This window comes from Aliiroseovarius salicola, from assembly GCF_027891095.1.
Taxonomy (GTDB): domain Bacteria; phylum Pseudomonadota; class Alphaproteobacteria; order Rhodobacterales; family Rhodobacteraceae; genus Aliiroseovarius; species Aliiroseovarius salicola.
Genome location: NZ_JAQIIO010000009.1, coordinates 104,610 through 120,373, shown reverse-complemented (window position 1 = coordinate 120,373; position 15,764 = coordinate 104,610). Strand labels below are relative to the sequence as shown.

At 55.7% G+C, this 15,764-nt stretch carries 14 protein-coding genes; 1 reads left to right on the top strand and 13 read right to left on the bottom strand.

What is annotated here, in order from left to right; genetic code table 11:
- Both O2N63_RS14895 and O2N63_RS14890 read right to left on the bottom strand, forming a co-directional pair.
- The coding region (locus O2N63_RS14895) for an alkaline phosphatase family protein (protein WP_271055080.1) at positions 1-384 on the bottom strand (384 nt) is incomplete at its 3' end.
- 20 nt (positions 385-404) lie between these two features.
- Positions 405-1,592, bottom strand: a complete 1,188-nt coding sequence (locus tag O2N63_RS14890) for a 2-aminoethylphosphonate--pyruvate transaminase (RefSeq protein ID WP_271055079.1) — start codon at positions 1,590-1,592, stop codon at positions 405-407.
- A 130-nt stretch (positions 1,593-1,722) separates the two neighbouring features.
- Between O2N63_RS14890 and O2N63_RS14885 the strand changes: the two genes are divergently transcribed.
- Positions 1,723-2,589 carry a LysR substrate-binding domain-containing protein gene (locus O2N63_RS14885; RefSeq protein WP_271055078.1) on the top strand — a complete coding sequence of 289 codons (867 nt, stop codon included), beginning with the start codon at positions 1,723-1,725 and terminating at the stop codon, positions 2,587-2,589.
- 59 nt (positions 2,590-2,648) lie between these two features.
- Here the strand turns inward: O2N63_RS14885 and O2N63_RS14880 are convergent, their stop codons facing one another.
- The 11 genes from O2N63_RS14880 to O2N63_RS14830 all read right to left on the bottom strand — a co-directional run bounded on the left by O2N63_RS14880 (position 2,649) and on the right by O2N63_RS14830 (position 15,764).
- Entirely contained in the window at positions 2,649-4,670 is a 2,022-nt protein-coding gene (locus tag O2N63_RS14880) for a putative 2-aminoethylphosphonate ABC transporter permease subunit (protein WP_271055077.1), read from the bottom strand.
- Positions 4,670-5,782, bottom strand: coding sequence for a putative 2-aminoethylphosphonate ABC transporter ATP-binding protein (locus O2N63_RS14875; protein WP_271055076.1), 1,113 nt, complete (start codon positions 5,780-5,782; stop codon positions 4,670-4,672). The genes O2N63_RS14880 and O2N63_RS14875 overlap by 1 nt, the downstream gene beginning before the upstream one ends.
- A 128-nt stretch (positions 5,783-5,910) precedes the next feature.
- Positions 5,911-6,930, bottom strand: a complete 1,020-nt coding sequence (locus O2N63_RS14870) for a putative 2-aminoethylphosphonate ABC transporter substrate-binding protein (protein ID WP_271055075.1) — start codon at positions 6,928-6,930, stop codon at positions 5,911-5,913.
- 246 nt (positions 6,931-7,176) lie between these two features.
- Positions 7,177-7,977, bottom strand: coding sequence for a DeoR/GlpR family DNA-binding transcription regulator (locus tag O2N63_RS14865; protein WP_271055074.1), 801 nt, complete (start codon positions 7,975-7,977; stop codon positions 7,177-7,179).
- Between the two features lie 228 nt (positions 7,978-8,205).
- Positions 8,206-10,668, bottom strand: coding sequence for a GcvT family protein (locus O2N63_RS14860; protein WP_271055073.1), 2,463 nt, complete (start codon positions 10,666-10,668; stop codon positions 8,206-8,208).
- Between the two features lie 82 nt (positions 10,669-10,750).
- Complete coding sequence (locus O2N63_RS14855; RefSeq protein WP_271055072.1) at positions 10,751-11,503, bottom strand: DeoR/GlpR family DNA-binding transcription regulator; 753 nt, start codon at positions 11,501-11,503, stop codon at positions 10,751-10,753.
- A gap of 83 nt (positions 11,504-11,586) precedes the next feature.
- Positions 11,587-12,666: a molybdenum ABC transporter ATP-binding protein gene (modC, locus tag O2N63_RS14850; protein WP_271055071.1), complete on the bottom strand. Its 1,080-nt coding sequence runs from the start codon at positions 12,664-12,666 to the stop codon at positions 11,587-11,589.
- Positions 12,659-13,357: a molybdate ABC transporter permease subunit gene (modB, locus tag O2N63_RS14845; protein ID WP_271055070.1), complete on the bottom strand. Its 699-nt coding sequence runs from the start codon at positions 13,355-13,357 to the stop codon at positions 12,659-12,661. The genes modC and modB overlap by 8 nt, the downstream gene beginning before the upstream one ends.
- On the bottom strand, positions 13,357-14,127 hold the full coding sequence (modA, locus tag O2N63_RS14840) for a molybdate ABC transporter substrate-binding protein (protein ID WP_271055069.1): 771 nt from the start codon (positions 14,125-14,127) through the stop codon (positions 13,357-13,359). The genes modB and modA overlap by 1 nt, the downstream gene beginning before the upstream one ends.
- A gap of 141 nt (positions 14,128-14,268) precedes the next feature.
- The gene (locus tag O2N63_RS14835) at positions 14,269-15,063 is read right to left on the bottom strand and encodes a substrate-binding domain-containing protein (protein ID WP_271055068.1); all 795 of its coding nucleotides are present in this window, start codon (positions 15,061-15,063) and stop codon (positions 14,269-14,271) included.
- A complete protein-coding gene (locus tag O2N63_RS14830; RefSeq protein WP_271055067.1) occupies positions 15,060-15,764 on the bottom strand; it encodes an ATP-binding cassette domain-containing protein in 705 nt (234 codons plus the stop codon). Before O2N63_RS14830 ends, O2N63_RS14835 begins: the two co-directional genes overlap by 4 nt.

Sequence of the window (15,764 nt, the reverse complement as noted above, 5' to 3'; positions counted from 1 at the left end):
CTTGGCGGTGACCATGGCCACACGGGCGCCCGCTTCGTAGAACTTGGAAAAGAGTGTCGGTGCACGCAGGAAGCGCACATCGTTCATCATCACTTCTTCGCCGGTGTCCGGGTCAATAAGGTAGTTGCCGCAGATCCCGTGCACCACAGGTGGACGACCCGTGGCAATCGACAGGTTATTCGGGTTGGTGAAGGACGGGATCACCGAATGGGCCAGACGGTCCGTGCCTTCCTCGCGCATCCGCTTGAGGTTCGGCATCAGACCTTTGCCGATGGCCACCTCAAGATATTCTGGTTCACACCCATCAAGGCAGATCGCAATCGCACACACTTTGGGATTGGCGTAGGCGCGCCCGTTCGCAACAACAGGAGATTGAATGGTCATTATGGTGTTCCTTTATGTATTCAGGCGGCCAGCTTGGCGCGTTCTTCGAGGGCCAGAGCGGGCGGGCTTGCATCTGCGACACCCATCACTTCCAGCGATTCCTTGGCGGCAGCAACAACCTGCCGCATGATATGTTCGTCCATTTGCCCGATACAGCCGACGCGGAAACTGTCAACGACAGTCAGCTTGCCGGGATAGATGATGAAACCCTTTTCCTTCATCAGCTCATAAAAGCGGTCGAAAACAAAGTTTTCATCTGACGGGCAAAAGAAGGTCACGATGATGGGGGACAGCCAGCGATCCTTGAGCAGCGTTTCAAAACCCAGTTCGCGCATCCCGGCAACCATCACGTCACGATTGCGGGTGTAGCGCGCCCCGCGTCCGGCCACGCTGCCTTCTTCTTTGTGGGCACGCAAGGCCTCAAGGAAGGCCGCCACAACATGAGTTGGCGGAGTAAAGCGCCATTGACCCGTCTTGTTCATATGCGCCCATTGCGCATGAACATCCAGGCTAAGCGAATGGCTGTTGCCCTTGGCGGCTTCCAACTCGGAATTGCGCGCAATGATAAAGCCAAAACCGGGCACACCTTCGATGCATTTGTTTGCTGACGATACCATTGCCTCGTAACGGACATCCGCCACTTTCAATTCAATTGCGCCAAAGGCCGACATCGAATCGATCAACAGCTTGCGACCTGCGGCATAGACCGCTTCGGAAATTTCCTCGACCGGATTGAGGATACCGCTCGACGTCTCGCAATGGATCGCAACCACGTGGGTAATCGCCGGATCATCGGCAAGAATTTTCGCCACCTCTTCCCCGCGCGGCGGAAGATAGTCCCCCTTGTTCAGCACAATGTGCTCGCGCCCAAGATACTCCAGCGTCTGGGCTGACCGCATCCCATAGGCGCCATTGGCCAGAACCAATGCTTTTCCGTCGCGCGGAATGAAGGATGCCAGCATGGCTTCAACCGAAAACGACCCAGATCCCTGCATGGGAACACAGTCGAACTCATCCGACCCTTTCCCTAGCAATTCCAGCAGCATAGACCGCATTTCACGAGTCATCGCACGGAAGTCATCATCCCAGCTGCCCCAGTCCTTCAACATCGCCTCTTTGACGGCATAAGACGTGGTTAGAGGCCCGGGAGTCAGGAGGTACGGTTCTCCCAGGCGAGGGGGTGCAATTCTGGTATTTGGAGCAGTCATTTTGCATCTCCGAAATGGTCTGTCACGAATAGCATTGCAGCAAGAAGATCTATATGTGAAATTGCAATTGGCAATCGTTATATAGGCGCGGCTTATAGATGATCGCAGGATCGACCCTAGAGGAAATCAAATGCGCCACAGACAATTGAAAGCCTTTCACAATGTGGCGCGTTTTGGCGGATTTTCCCGTGCTGCAGAGGCGCTTTTCCTGACCCAACCAGCGATTTCCGAACAAGTACGAAAACTGGAACAGGACCACGATACGCTACTTTTTCATCGCGAACGCAAAAGGGTTCGGCTGACCGAAACCGGAGAACAGCTGTTTTTGCTGACCAAACGGTATTTCGAGGTGGAAGAACAAATCGAAGAGTATCTCTCGCAGAAAGGTTCCGCGGTGGAAGGCGAACTTCGGGTTGTTGCGGACTCGGCCCACCATGTGACGGAATTGCTTGGGGAATTCCAGAAACGCTATCCACATACCACCATTTCACTGCGGGTCGGGAACACTGAAAAAGTCGTCGAGGAGTTGCGCGCCTATAACGCCGAAATCGGTGTCGTCGGAAGTGTGTCCCCCGGCAAGGATATCACCGTACTCGATCTTGGTGCGTCCGAAATTGTTGCCTTTGCCGCCCATGGCTTGCTGCTGGCCTCTCAAGAAAGCGTTTCTTTGAAAGATCTTGCCAAGTTCCCGCTGGTGTTTCGCGAGAACGGCTCAAAGACCCGGCAGAAACTGGAAGAGGAAGCACTTCGTCAGGGTATCACCCTGACCCCAACCATTGTTGCGGAAGGGCGGGAAGCGGTGCGCGAAGTAGTGGCCTCTGGTGCTGGGATCGGCTTTGTGTCACTCGCGGAATATGTTCATGACACACGGTTCAGAAAGATAAGCCTTTCCGGCACTCAGATTTCGATGAGCGAGTCCCTCGTCCACCTGACCCAGCGCCATGACGTGAAAGTCATCCGCGCCTTCATGGACATCGCCCGCAAAACGCAAATCTGACATGGAAACTCCGCCGACACCTGCGTGCGGCGGAGTTTCTTATCTTCTCAAGCTGACAATTATCGCGCGCGCCAGGCCTGTGTTTTCTTCAGGATCCCGCGCGAAGCAAGCAGGTGAATGACCCGCGCCGCTGCATTGGTGTAGAAAATCATCATCCCCATCGCAGCCGCCGGCGCGATGTCCCCCGCGTCATCCATGTTCAACACAGCAATCGAGGCCAGCGTTGTCTTTGGCGAATAGAGGAACACCACCGCTGACACGGTCGTCATTGCATTCACAAAAAGATAGATCGAGATGTCTAACACAGCCGGCAGGCAGACCGGTACCGTCACACGCGAGAAGAGCTTCAGTGTGGGCTGTTTCAATGAAGCCGAGACACTTTCGAACTCACGATCCATCTGCTTGAGCGCCGTCACAGCCGTCAGGTGCGACACGGTATAAAAGTGCGTTACCGTACAGATCACCAGAATCGCCATTGTCCCGTAGATCGCATTCAGCGGATTTGACGGATTGTTGAAGAAGAAGATGTAAGCCAGACCCAGCACCATTCCCGGAATGGCCATGGGCAGCATCGCAAACATCTGGAAGATGGCCCGCCCGGTGCGGAACCCGTTTGATTTCTCAACAAGGTAAGCTCCGAAGAACACCACTGCCGTGCCACAAATTGCAGTCAAAAGACCCAACTTGATTGAGTTGAAGTATGACGCCCAACCGCCGCCATCCATCTTGTCAAAGTTATAGTTATTCAGGCTCAGGCTCAGGTCATAGGGCCAGAACTTGATCAGAGCCGCGAACTGACACACCGCCAGGAGGCCAATGATGAAGAACGCGACAAAGCAGCAGTAGACAAAGAAGATGCGGTCTGTTTTCGCATTCGGTGTCGGTTGATAGGGCACAGACCGGGCCGTAAGTGCGGCAACCTGCTTCGATTGAACCATCCGGTCGATGGCAAAGGCGAGGATTGCGGGTACAACCAGAACAACCGACACCACAGCACCCATCTCAAAGTTCTGCTGGCCGATCACCTGTTTATAGATATCCACCGCAAGAACGTTGAACTGACCGCCGATCACCTTGGGCAAGCCAAAATCGGTGATCACGAGGTTGAACACCACGAAGGCTGCCGAAATCAGGCCATAACGGGCGCCTGGAATAGTGACCGTCCAGAAGGTCCGCCACGGCGTCGAGCGCAGGCTGGTCGCAGCCTCATAAAGACGCCCATCCGAGATCGCCAGCGCAGTTGATATGATGAGGAAAGCATGTGGGAAGGTGAAAAACACCGATCCGATCACAATCCCGATTGGCCCATAAATACTGGCTCCAAATAGAAGCTCCTTGAGCATGCCCTGATTGCCGAAGAGATAGACCAGAGCGATCCCCGGCAGAAGTGACGGAACAAGGATCGGCGCCATAGCCACGAGGCGGAACACCCCTTTGTAGCGCATGCAGCTGCGATTGAGTGCATAGGCAAACCAGAATGCCAGCGTCACCGTGACAATGGTCGACACCACTGCAATCCAGAGCGAATTCTTGATGGAATTGAACAGTGCCGGCGTCGAGAAGTAGTTGATGAAGTTGTCCATCCCTGTGGACTTCATCGGGCGCAATTGAACTCTGCGGAAAGTGTTGCTGTCCAGAGTCACCCATTCAGTTGAGTCTTGCAGCGTGGACCCCACAAGGAAGCGCCCGGTTTCCGCTGTATTGCGGATTTGATACATGACCGGGCTGCGGAAGCTGAAATCCGGGAAGAACTTGGTCACGCCAAGTCGACCATCGGATCCGGTGCTTAGATCAAGGTCTTCATAGACTCCGGTTTGTGCATTCAGCTCGGAACCTGTCAGGATTGTGCCGTCAAAAACGCCGACTTCATCACTCACTTGGAATTCGTATTGGGACAGTTCAAACCGGTATGTCGAAAAGGATTTCGACAGCATGGCGTAAAGCGGGAACACCAGCGTAGCGATCAGATAAAGCGCGATCACAATCATGCCACTGCGCATGATGATATCATCGCGGCTGATCTTGCCCTTGATCACCGGGCCTTCAGGCATGGTTGTCAGATTGGTCGTCGGGCTGCTCATCACGATGCCTCCGGGCGCTCAAATGCCATCAGACGATCGATGGGCATTTCGATGACCATGGTCCTGCCCACACCCAGCTCCAGGCGACGCACAGCATTGATCGAGAAATCGGCAATCAATTCGGACTTACCGAAACGCTCATTGCGCAGGCGGCAACGCCAGAACGAACCGAGGAACTCCATCTCATGCAGCAGCACATCAATGCAGTTGCGATTGGGGTCATCAGATTCATAGCCCTCTTCGTGAGGGATAATGTCTTCCGGGCGAACAGCAGCAACAACAGGTGTGCCATCCGCAAAATCATGTTCGTGACAAGCAAAGGTTTTTTCGCCCACCGATAGGCGGCCCCCTTTGGTGACAGTGCTTTCAATCTGGTTCATTTCACCGATGAAGTCGGCCACAAACAGATTCTTGGGCTCACGATAGACTTCTGTGGGGGAACCAATTTGTTCGATCACCCCGTGGTTCATCACAACGATCCGATCCGCCATGGCCAGCGCTTCTTCCTGGTCATGGGTCACCATCACAGTGGTCACACCCAACTTGCGCTGGAGCTCATGAATTTCGTGACGCAGGTGAACACGTACTTTGGCATCCAGCGCGGAAAGGGGTTCATCAAGCAAGAGCAGGCCCGGCTTGGTCGCAATCGCCCGTGCCAACGCAATCCGCTGTTGCTGACCGCCCGACAGTTGGGCCGGGTATTTTTTGCCCTGATCCGGTAAGCCAACCAGCTCCAAAAGCTCTTGGACACGAACGGCAATTTCGGATTTGCTACGGCCGGTGTTTTCCAAGCCAAAGGCGATGTTTTTCTCAATCGTCAGGTTCGGAAACAGCGCATAAGACTGAAAGACGATCCCGAAATCCCGTTCTGACGGGGGCAGATTCGAAACATCTTTACCGTCCTGCATAACCGTGCCCTTGGTCTGCAGATCCAGACCAGCAATGGCGCGAAGCAAAGTGGTCTTGCCGCAGCCGGAAGGGCCGAGGAAACAGATGAACTCACCTTCGTGGATATCAAGCGAGATATCCTTCAGGGCCAGAAAACTACCAAAAGCTTTCCAGAGATTATCGATACTGAGATAGAGCTTGTTGGTGACAGGAGCTTGCATCATGGGGTCGATCCTTACAACAACGCCAGCTGCCTGCCCGGTCAGGCATCGCAATGAACGTTGAACGCGAGTTTGTATTTTGAGTGGCGGAGTGAGAATGAGGGGCATCCCTGCCCCTCATCAGGCCAGAGTTACTTGGCTTCAGATTTGCCGTCGTAACGGGACTGCCATTCTTTCAGGATTGCAGCGCGATTGTTGGCTGCAAACTCAAAATCGTTGTCGATCATGGCATCGAGCAGACCGTCCGGGAAATGCTCAACCGGTTTGGCAACTCCGGGATAGGCCACAACTGCATAACCAGAGTTATACATCTCGTTGGCCTCTTTAGTCACAGTGAAGTCAACAAGTGTTTTCGCGGCATCAAGATTTGCCGTTCCCGCGACAATGGCCGTGGCTTCCATATCCCAGCCCACGCCTTCGCTCGGCACGATGATCTCAAGCGGCGCACCGGCGGCTTTCGATTTGGCGCCACGGAAGGCAAAAGACACACCAATCGGGATTTCGCCCGCGGCGGCCAGTTTACATGGCTTGGAACCGGAGTGGGTATAGCGCGCGATGTTTTCATGCAGCGCGTCCATATATTCCCAACCGCCTTCTTCACCAAAGAGCTGCAGCCAGCTCGAAACATCCAGAAAGCCGGTGCCGGACGAGTTCGGGTTCGGCATGATTACATGACCGGCATACATCGGGTCGGTCAGATCTTTCCACGACGATGGCGGTTTCAGACCGTTCTTTTCAGCTTCAACCGTATTGTAGCAAACCGATGCAACCCAGGCATCCATCCCAACCCATGCTGGCGGGTTATCCCCATCAACAAATTTGGCGTCCAGCTTGTCCACGCCAGCTGGCGCATAGGCTTCAAGCATGCCTTCGGATTTCAGCAGCAAGAGCGAAGTGGCAGCGAGCCCCCAAACAACGTCGGCCTGAGGGTTATCACGCTCAGCCAGAAGTTTCGCAGTGATAATACCGGTTGAATCGCGTACCCAGTTGATCTTGATATCTGGATGGCTTTCATTGAATTTTTCAGCGTAACGCGCCAGATCTTCCGCTTCAACCGCAGTATAGACAGTGAGTTCCGTTTCTGCTGCCGCGCTGGTGGCTAGCATTACACCCGCCGCCGCTGCGGCAAAAATGGATGCCTTACGTTTCATAATTTTCTCCTCTGTTGGTCTTTCAAACCAGGTTCTGGATTCTTCGTGATCTTCAGTAACCACGGCCAGTTTCGCATGTTTCATCAACAAGAAAAGTCGATAATACCTACAACATCATTATTTTTTCCTATAGATTGCCTAAGCCCCCCTTTGCCACTTACAACTCGTTGTTGCTATTAACTTTTTCACGCATCACATCGACATCCGACATGGTGCCAGCAGGTTTGAGAAGGCAGGGAAGATCAATCATGAGTTCTCTTCTTTCTTGCCCGCAGGTGTCAGGAGAACGTCCACTCCCCAGCCGTCCAAGGCCTGGGCAATCTCCGCATCAGGCGCTTCGTCTGCCACCAGCAAATCCACCCGGCTTGCAGTCACCCCGCGATGCGGCGCGTTTACACCGCATTTAAGATGATCCAGACCAATGATCAGCATGTCGGCACAGTCTCCGATCACCTCGGAAAGAGCTGCTTCAGCAGGATTGGTGAACAGGAAACCGTGTGTATTGGTCAGTCCATCTGCACTCAGCACCGCCATGTCGATCGCAAAGCGCCGTGCCTGCCGTTCTGTCACCGACCCAAATGTTCCGCGCTCATCACTTTTCATTTCGCCACCCAGGAAATGCACCCGGTTATCGCTTGTGCCAGCCAAAGTCTGCGCAACACCCACTGAATTGGTCACCACTGTCAGCCCGGAAATTTTGCGCAATCGCTCTGCAACAAACGCGGTGGTTGTTCCCACATCCAGAAAGATGGTCATACCCTCGCGCACTCGCTTGGCGACGGTCTTTGCAATCCGGAGTTTTCCATCCGGATTGCGTGCCATTCGGGAGAAGAAACTTGGATCACCCATTTCGCCGACCAGGTAAGCCCCGCCATGCACCCGCTCGACCGTACCGAATTTGGCAAGTGACTTGATGCCCCTGCGCACGGTTTCCTCTGAGACATCGAGATATTTCGCAAGCTCAGATGAACGTGCCGTCCCACCCAGACGACGCAGGGCAGTGAGAAGTTCCAGCTCACGGTGCGAGTGGTTGGTGGCATTGGTCATTCAGGCGCTCTTTCGGTCAGTTCCCCACAGGTAAACCACATATACCCACATTATTGCAACATACGAGCGCATATAAATGTGTTTTTGTCAACTTCACCCACCAACTCCGTCATAAACCCACAAAGCATCTAAACCGCCTCTACAGACATTACCACCGCGACTTACTGTGCAGAGTTCAGATCGGTCGATAGTAATGGATTACGCCCATCCCGATCAGGAGTGCGCAGCTTATCCGCCCACCTTTGGGCGCTCGCTTTTCGGGTCATATGGGGCGCGCAATTGAACCGTCGCTGCATATTTGACACCAGCAAGGTCAATCTCAAATCGACCCGCACGGATGTATTCCGCAGTGATAGGTTCCGGCGCATCCAACTGGCATAGTGCAACCGCCGCCCCCAGCGTGTGTCCATAGGCTGCCGAACGAACTTCACCGATTTCGACTCCATTATACAGGACGGCCTCCCCCCCCCAGAGCTGTGGCGCGCCGTCATCAAGCACCAATTGAACGATCCGGGTTTTCAGGTGTTCCGGGTCTGACTTGGCAGCGAGCAGCGCTTCTTTTCCGATGAACCCACCGGGCTTTTCATAATCAACGGCGAAGTTAAGGCCGGTTTGTAATGGGGTGATGTCAGGGGTCAATTCCCGGCTCCAGGCACGAAATCCTTTCTCAAGGCGCAGGCCTTCCAGCGCATAATATCCGGCATCTGTGATGCCAAATTCAGCGCCCGCCTGCATCAGGTCGTCATAGACTCCTGCCGTGAACTCTACCGGGACAATGAGTTCCCACCCCAACTCACCCACATAGGTCATGCGGTTGGCAAGGACCGTGGCATAGCCAAGGTCAATTTCCTGCACAGTCGCAAAGGGGAATGCGGCGTTGCCCAGATCCGACTTTGTCAATTTCTTCAAAACATCCCGCGACTTCGGCCCCATTAAGGCGAGCACCGACCAGGCGGCGGTTACAGCGGTCAGGAACACATAGGCATCATCACTGAAATTATTGCGGATCCAGTCCGCATCGCGCACGGCTTGTGCCGACCCGGTGATCAGCATGAACTCCTGCTCCTTCAGGCGCAGAACCGTCAGGTCACTTTCATACCCGCCGCGCGCATTCAAAAGCCCGGTATAAACTGTCTGCCCAACAGGCACATCCACATTGGCGGCACAGATCCGGTTGAGCTCACTGCAAGCATCGCGCCCCTGCACCATCAGCTTGGCAAAGGAGCTTTGGTCAAACAGAGCAACACCTTCTCGGGTGGCCTTGTGCTCGCGCGCCACATTGTCATGCCAGTTCTGGCGGCCAAAACTGTATTCTGCTTCGGGTGCCTGCCCGTCAGCGGCAAACCAGTTGACCCGTTCCCATCCCATCTTAGACCCAAACACGGCGTTTTTCGCTGCAAGTCGATCATAGAGAGCCGAACGGCGGAACGGGCGCGCCGTGTGCAACTCGCGATTGGGCCATGGCATGGCGTAGTGTAGACCCAGTGTTTCCTTGACCCGGTCATGCAGCCACGTGGGGTTGTTGTTGAAATTGGCAAAGCGGCGGATATCGACGGCGAAGAGGTCTGAGGTCGGCGCGCCTTCAACGATCCACTCTGCAAGCGCCCGCCCTGCCCCACCGGCACTGGCAATTCCCATGGAATTAAACCCGGCACCAACAAAGAAGTTCTGCAGCTCGGGGGCTTCACCGAGCAGGTAATTGTTGTCTGGCGTAAAGCTTTCAGGCCCGTTGTAAAACTTTCGCACCCCAGCCTCAGCCATTTGCGGCACCCGGATCAGGGCATTTTCCAGAAGGATTTCGAATTGGTCCCAGTCATCGGGCAAAAGTTGGAAGAAAAACTTGTCCGGGATGCCGTCCATCGCCCAAGGCTTTGCCTCGGGTTCAAATCCGCCCATCACCAGCCCCCCGGTTTCTTCCTTGAAATAGATGTATCCATCCGGATCGCGCAGAACTGGCAGGTCCGGATTTACCCCTTCGATCTGTTCGGTCACAATATACATGTGCTCGGCAGAGTGCAGCGGCACGTTGACCCCGCACATTTTGCCAATCTCGCGCGCCCATTGACCTCCGCAATTCACCACGACCTCGGCATGGATGGTGCCGTGATCTGTAACGACACCGCTGACGGCACCTTTATCGGTCAGAATATCTGTGACCTTGATCCCCTCGATCACCTTGGCACCCCCCATGCGGGCCCCTTTTGCGAGGGATTGGGTTAGGTCAGTCGGGTTGGCCTTACCATCCCCCGGCATCCACAACCCGCCTTTGACATCATCCACCTGCATTACCGGCCATTTGTCCTGCGCTTCCTGTGGGGTGATCACTTCGACATCTACCCCTTGCGCGCGCGCTGCTGCGGCAGTTCGCAGGAGCATGGTCATCCGATCATCACTTCGCGCCACAGTGACCGACCCACATTCCATCCAGCCGGTTGCCAGCCCGGTTTCTTCTTCCAACTGAGAATAAAGCTCGGTCGAATAGCGGATCAGATTGGTCATGGCGGGTTGGCTGCGCAGCTGCCCCACCAATCCAGCCGCATGCCATGTGGTGCCACAGCTGAGTTGGCCCTGCTCTAGCAGAACAACATCGCGATGCCCCATTTTTGTCAGGTGATAGGCGACCGAACAGCCAACAATACCACCACCGATAATGATATACTGCGCTGCTGCGGGAAGGGACGTTTCAGCCATTGCATTGCTCCATGCGAAGGGATTCGTTGCCTCACCCTAACGACACTTTGCATTTATTGGCAATTATTTTCTATTCTTGGCATTATGCCAACACCACTTCAATCTCTTGATGTGCCAGAGCGTCTGCCAGCTCCGCTTTTGGCAACTGATCAACCACGAGCGCCGCAGAGGACGGAAGCGGCTTCATTGCAACTTGTCCCACAACGCCAAACTTACTGTGATCGGCCAGAATAAAAGGTCTCTGCGCTCGTTGCATCATCAGGTGGCGCAGATTGGCCGCTTCCAGCGAAAAATCGGTGAACATGGTTCGCGCGCTGATCCCCCCTGTCCCGATCAGCGCAAATTCCACATGAAACCGACTGAGGTGGTCAAGCGTATCCAGACCCATTGTTGCATTTTCTGAGCTGTCAAATCGCCCACCAAGCAAAGTCACTTCTGCACAGGGGGCCATGACCGCCGCAATACTCAAATCATTGGTATAAATAACCAAATCACGCCTCACCCGGGCAAGCTCTCGCGCTGCGGCACGTGCGGTGGAACCATTATCGATGATGATGCTTGATCCGTCCGGGATCATTTGCACAACACGTAGACCAATCTGTTCCTTGCCTGACGGATTGCTTTGGGAGCGGTCCGCCATGGGGGGTTCCTGTTTGCGAATACTCGTGGCGCCACCGCGCACTTGGTTGAGCTCTCCCGCCTGCGCCAGCAACTCGATATCCTTGCGCACTGTTTCGCGCGACACGCCGAGGCGTTCGGTCAGGTAACGAATAGAAACAGCGGGCTGGTGGGCCACTTCGCTCAGAATGATTGCGTGGCGCTCAGAAGGTAACATGGCATCTCCTTGTTCCTGGTCACATTTCACCAATTATGCCAAATTTTGCAAAAATGGTCCAGACGGATTGCAAGATTACCGGATCACCGCCCCACATCATCCGGCGCAATTGCCACGGTCTTCACGATGGCATTGATCGCCTGCCCCGGCGCAAGCGCCATCCCGTCTGCTGAGCGCCGGGTGATCCGTGCCAGAAGCTTTCCGGCAGGCGTTGTGATGGCTACGATTGCGCCTGCCACTTTGCCCATTCGCACCTCATCGATCTTGCCGGGCAACACATTCAGCGCTGACATGTCCTTTGGCAGATCTCGCGCAAGGATCACATCCTGCGCAGCGATCCGAAGGCGCAGACCGTGCCCGACCGGCTGTGTTATGCGTGGAACAAACAGGGGGATGCCGCCAGCATTCAGTTCGGTTAGACCATCCTCGTGGTGGTGTGCAACATTCGCTCGCAACAGCGCGCCGACCGCACGGGGGCCTTGCGGCGCAAAGCCGGGATCTGACAACACGTCTTCGGCCGGGCCAACCTGCAAAATGCGCCCCTGATCCAGCGCCACCACAGTTGTCGCAAGTCGAGCAACCTCTTCCGGGGCATGACAGACATAGAGGATCGGCAGAGAGACTTCGTCTCGCAGACGTTCAAAATACGGAAGAATCTCGGACTTACGCGCCTGATCCAAAGCCGCCAGAGGCTCATCCGCCAAAAGCATTCTTGGGCGGGCCAAGAGGGCACGCCCAATGGCAACCCGCTGCTTTTCACCACCGGACAGGGCGCCGGGCCGGCGTGACAGAAGCGGACCAATCCCCAACATCTCGACCACTTTGCCCAAACTGGCAACGGGTGGACGATGCTGCGCGAACCAAGCGCCAAACTTCAGGTTCTGCTCAACGGTGAGATGGGGAAAGAGCCGCGCCTCCTGAAAGACATACCCCAACCCGCGTTTGTGAGGCGGCAGCCAAACACCCCGGTCGGTGTCGCCGAGAATATCTTCGCCAACCTGAACCCGGCCCTGATCCGGCCGCAGCAACCCAGCCACGGCATTGACAACCGTCGTCTTGCCGGACCCGGACGCACCATAAAGCACAGTCAAACCGGGGGGCGCCATAAATTCGAGATCCAGATCCGTCCCGGAAAAGCGATGTTTAAGACTGACCTCAAGCATCCTGCCCCCCAATTCTCTTGGCCACTTGGCGGGCAAGAAGTTCGGACGCAATCAGCGCAGCCATGGCGATAACAACCGAAATGACCACAAGCCGCGTCGCTGCGGCTTCGCCTCCCGGCACTTGCAAAAACGCATAGATGGCGGATGGCAGGGTCTGGGTTTGGCCTGGGATGTTGGACACGAAGGTGATGGTCGCCCCAAACTCTCCCATGGCTTTGGCAAAGGCAAGGATTGCGCCGGTCAGAACGCCGGGTAGGATCAGTGGCAAGGTGACGGTGACAAACACCCAAGGCCGCGAAGCCCCAAGCGTAGACGCCGCCTGTTCCAGCTTCGGATCCACCGCTTCGATTGACAGTCGAATGGCGCGCACCATCAGCGGGAACCCCATGATCGCCGCAGCCAATGCCGCCCCCGTCCAGCGAAACGCAAAGCTGATCCCGAGATAGGAGAGCGGTTCGCCCAACACTCCGTTGGGCGCAAAACCCACAAGCAAGAGGTAGCCGGTCACAACCGGCGGCAGGACCAGTGGCAAATGCACCAATCCGTTAAGCACCTGCTTGCCGAAAAACTGACCGCGCGCCAGGATATGCGCCACCAGCACCCCGGGCGGCAGGGCGCAGATCGTGGCCCAAAACGCCACCTTCAGCGACAAGCGCACTGCTTGCCATTCTTCGGGGCCAAGCCACTCCATCACGGATCCACCCCCCTGAAGCCATGAGCAACAAACAGGGCTTGTGCCTCAGAAGATCGCAACCAGTCGAGTACGTCCTCAGATCCCTCCGCCGCTCTGTGCGTGAGGGCTGCGGGGTAGCGAATAGGCGGGTGACTGTCTGGGGGAAAAACTCCAATAACCGAAACGCGCGGGTCTGCCATTGCATCACTTTCATAAACGATCCCAAGTGGGGCAGCCCCCTGCGCCACCAGAGCAAGTGCCGCGCGCACATTATCTGCCTGCGCCACCATCGGGAAAAGATCATCCCACCAGCCAAATGATTGCAAGGCAGCCTTGCCATAGATCCCGGCGGGCACTGCCTCGACCAAGGCCATGGACAAACGCCCCTCACCCAAACGCGTCTTAATATCGAAATCGGATGTGAGACTATTTACGGGGTCAACCTCACCTTCCCGCCCAACCAGCGCCAGACGGTTGGCCACGAGATCGACACGAGTATCCGCTTGGATCAAACCTTTAGAAGAGAGGTGATCCATCCACCCAGGATTGGCCGAGATATAGAGATCCGCAGGTGCCCCATATTCGATCTGTCGCGCCAACGCAGACGATCCTGCAAAGGACAGCGTCACTTCGTGACCGGTTGCTTGGGAAATCTGCGGGACCATGTCTTCCAGCGCCGTCTTCAGACTGGCGGCAGCAAAGATCGTGACCTGTCCGGCCATGACCGGCAGGGCAAACATCAGGGACAGCGCTGCCCCGGCCAGAGCATTGAACAGGCGCAAAAACATGTGGGAAGAGTGCCGGGTTTACCCCCGCGCCACAAGGCAAAAACGGGCATCCGTTGGCCCTGACATCAAATTTTGAATTTGCCTTTTCAAGGCATTGCACAAACCCGATAGGGTTTGTGCGTCGACAGGTACCGATTTTGACTATTTCGCGTTGAAGGTAAAAAGCTGCTGATCGGCAAGCCGATACCCGTTGATCAGTTCTTTGGCGCGATCCGATGTCAGCCATTCCTCAAGTTTTGCCGCCAGTGCCGCCTGCACATGGGGATGCTTATCCTGATTCACCGGAAGATAGGCATATTGGTTGAATAGAACCGGATCACCGGCAAACAAAAGCACCTCATCCGCCTTGTTGGCGAAGTTAAGCCAGCTGGCACGGTCTGACAGGATATAGGCACCCATGCCAGCTGCCGTATTAAGCGACGCCCCCATACCGGCGCCCACTTCACGATACCAATCACCTGATGGGGCAACCTCAGCAGCCATCCAGAGGCTCATTTCTTTCTTATGGGTTCCGCTGTCATCCCCACGACTGACAAAAGGTGCGTTCGCGTCCGAAATCTGGCGCAACGCATCTGTTGCTCGTTCAGCCTGCGCAATACCCGCCGGATCCGCTTCCGGTCCAATCAGGACAAAATCATTATACATGATCTCGCGGCGATGGGGGGCAAATCCCTCCGCAACAAACGCCTCTTCCGAGCTGCGCGAATGCACTAAAATGGCATCCACATCCCCTGCCCGGCCAAGCTTCAAAGCCTGCCCGGTGCCGACCACCAGTAACTGCACCTCAAGATCCAGATCCTTCTGGATTTCAGGCAGAAGCACCTCGGCCAGCCCGGAATTGTGAAAAGACGTGGTCACCGCCATTTTCATCTGCTCCGCACTTGCAGCCCCGGCCATGGCGATCAGGGCGATTGCCCCGACAAGGAGGTGTTTCATTCGACAATATCTCCGTTCAGGAATGCCCGCGCTGCGTCCGTGGAGGCCGCGGTAAAAAACTGATCTGCTGGGGCGGCCTCATGGATCTGACCCTTGTGGATGAAAAGCACATCCTGCGCGAGGCGGCGCGCCTGCCCCATGTTATGAGTCGACATGATGATCCGCCGTCCCCGCGAAATCTCGTGGTTCAGAACGTCTTCGATTTCACGCGTGGCCCGTCCGTCAAGTGAGGCACAAGGTTCATCAAGGAACAGAAGTTCCGGACGCAGAGTGAGCGCGCGCCCAAGGGCAAGCTTTTGCCGCTCTCCCCCTGACAGAACGCGCGCGGGACGGTTCAGGGCAAACGTGAGCCCTACCCTTTCGGCCACTTCATCAACCCGCGATGATATTTCGGATTTCGACATGTTACGTAATGACAACGGATAGGCCATGTTTTCGCGCACTGTTCGGCGCATGATCACCGGGGACTGGAACACGAACGCCTGCGCTGCGAGCGCTTCTGGCCGGGGAGACGCGTAGGTGATCTCACCTTTGCTCAACCGTTCAATCCCATGCAATGCCCGCAAGAGTGTTGTCTTCCCTGCCCCGTTTGGGCCAATCACGATGGTCACCCCCTGCCCTTCCAGAGACAGGTCCAATGGGCCAATCAGGTCGCGGCCCCGGCGACGCACGGTGATCGCACGCGCATGAATTGGGAACAT

What these genes read in the sequence shown, in the direction of transcription:
- modA (WP_271055069.1), bottom strand. Translation starts at nt 14,127, where the DNA reads ATGTTTTTGCGCCTGTTCAATGCTCTGGCCGGGGCAGCGCTGTCCCTG.
- modB (WP_271055070.1), bottom strand. Translation starts at nt 13,357, where the DNA reads ATGGAGTGGCTTGGCCCCGAAGAATGGCAAGCAGTGCGCTTGTCGCTG.
- O2N63_RS14865 (WP_271055074.1), bottom strand. Translation starts at nt 7,977, where the DNA reads ATGACCAATGCCACCAACCACTCGCACCGTGAGCTGGAACTTCTCACT.
- O2N63_RS14835 (WP_271055068.1), bottom strand. Translation starts at nt 15,063, where the DNA reads ATGAAACACCTCCTTGTCGGGGCAATCGCCCTGATCGCCATGGCCGGG.
- O2N63_RS14830 (WP_271055067.1), bottom strand. Translation starts at nt 15,764, where the DNA reads ATGTTCCCAATTCATGCGCGTGCGATCACCGTGCGTCGCCGGGGCCGC.
- O2N63_RS14890 (WP_271055079.1), bottom strand. Translation starts at nt 1,592, where the DNA reads ATGACTGCTCCAAATACCAGAATTGCACCCCCTCGCCTGGGAGAACCG.
- O2N63_RS14885 (WP_271055078.1), top strand. Translation starts at nt 1,723, where the DNA reads ATGCGCCACAGACAATTGAAAGCCTTTCACAATGTGGCGCGTTTTGGC.
- O2N63_RS14880 (WP_271055077.1), bottom strand. Translation starts at nt 4,670, where the DNA reads ATGAGCAGCCCGACGACCAATCTGACAACCATGCCTGAAGGCCCGGTG.
- O2N63_RS14875 (WP_271055076.1), bottom strand. Translation starts at nt 5,782, where the DNA reads ATGATGCAAGCTCCTGTCACCAACAAGCTCTATCTCAGTATCGATAAT.
- modC (WP_271055071.1), bottom strand. Translation starts at nt 12,666, where the DNA reads ATGCTTGAGGTCAGTCTTAAACATCGCTTTTCCGGGACGGATCTGGAT.
- O2N63_RS14870 (WP_271055075.1), bottom strand. Translation starts at nt 6,930, where the DNA reads ATGAAACGTAAGGCATCCATTTTTGCCGCAGCGGCGGCGGGTGTAATG.
- O2N63_RS14855 (WP_271055072.1), bottom strand. Translation starts at nt 11,503, where the DNA reads ATGTTACCTTCTGAGCGCCACGCAATCATTCTGAGCGAAGTGGCCCAC.
- O2N63_RS14860 (WP_271055073.1), bottom strand. Translation starts at nt 10,668, where the DNA reads ATGGCTGAAACGTCCCTTCCCGCAGCAGCGCAGTATATCATTATCGGT.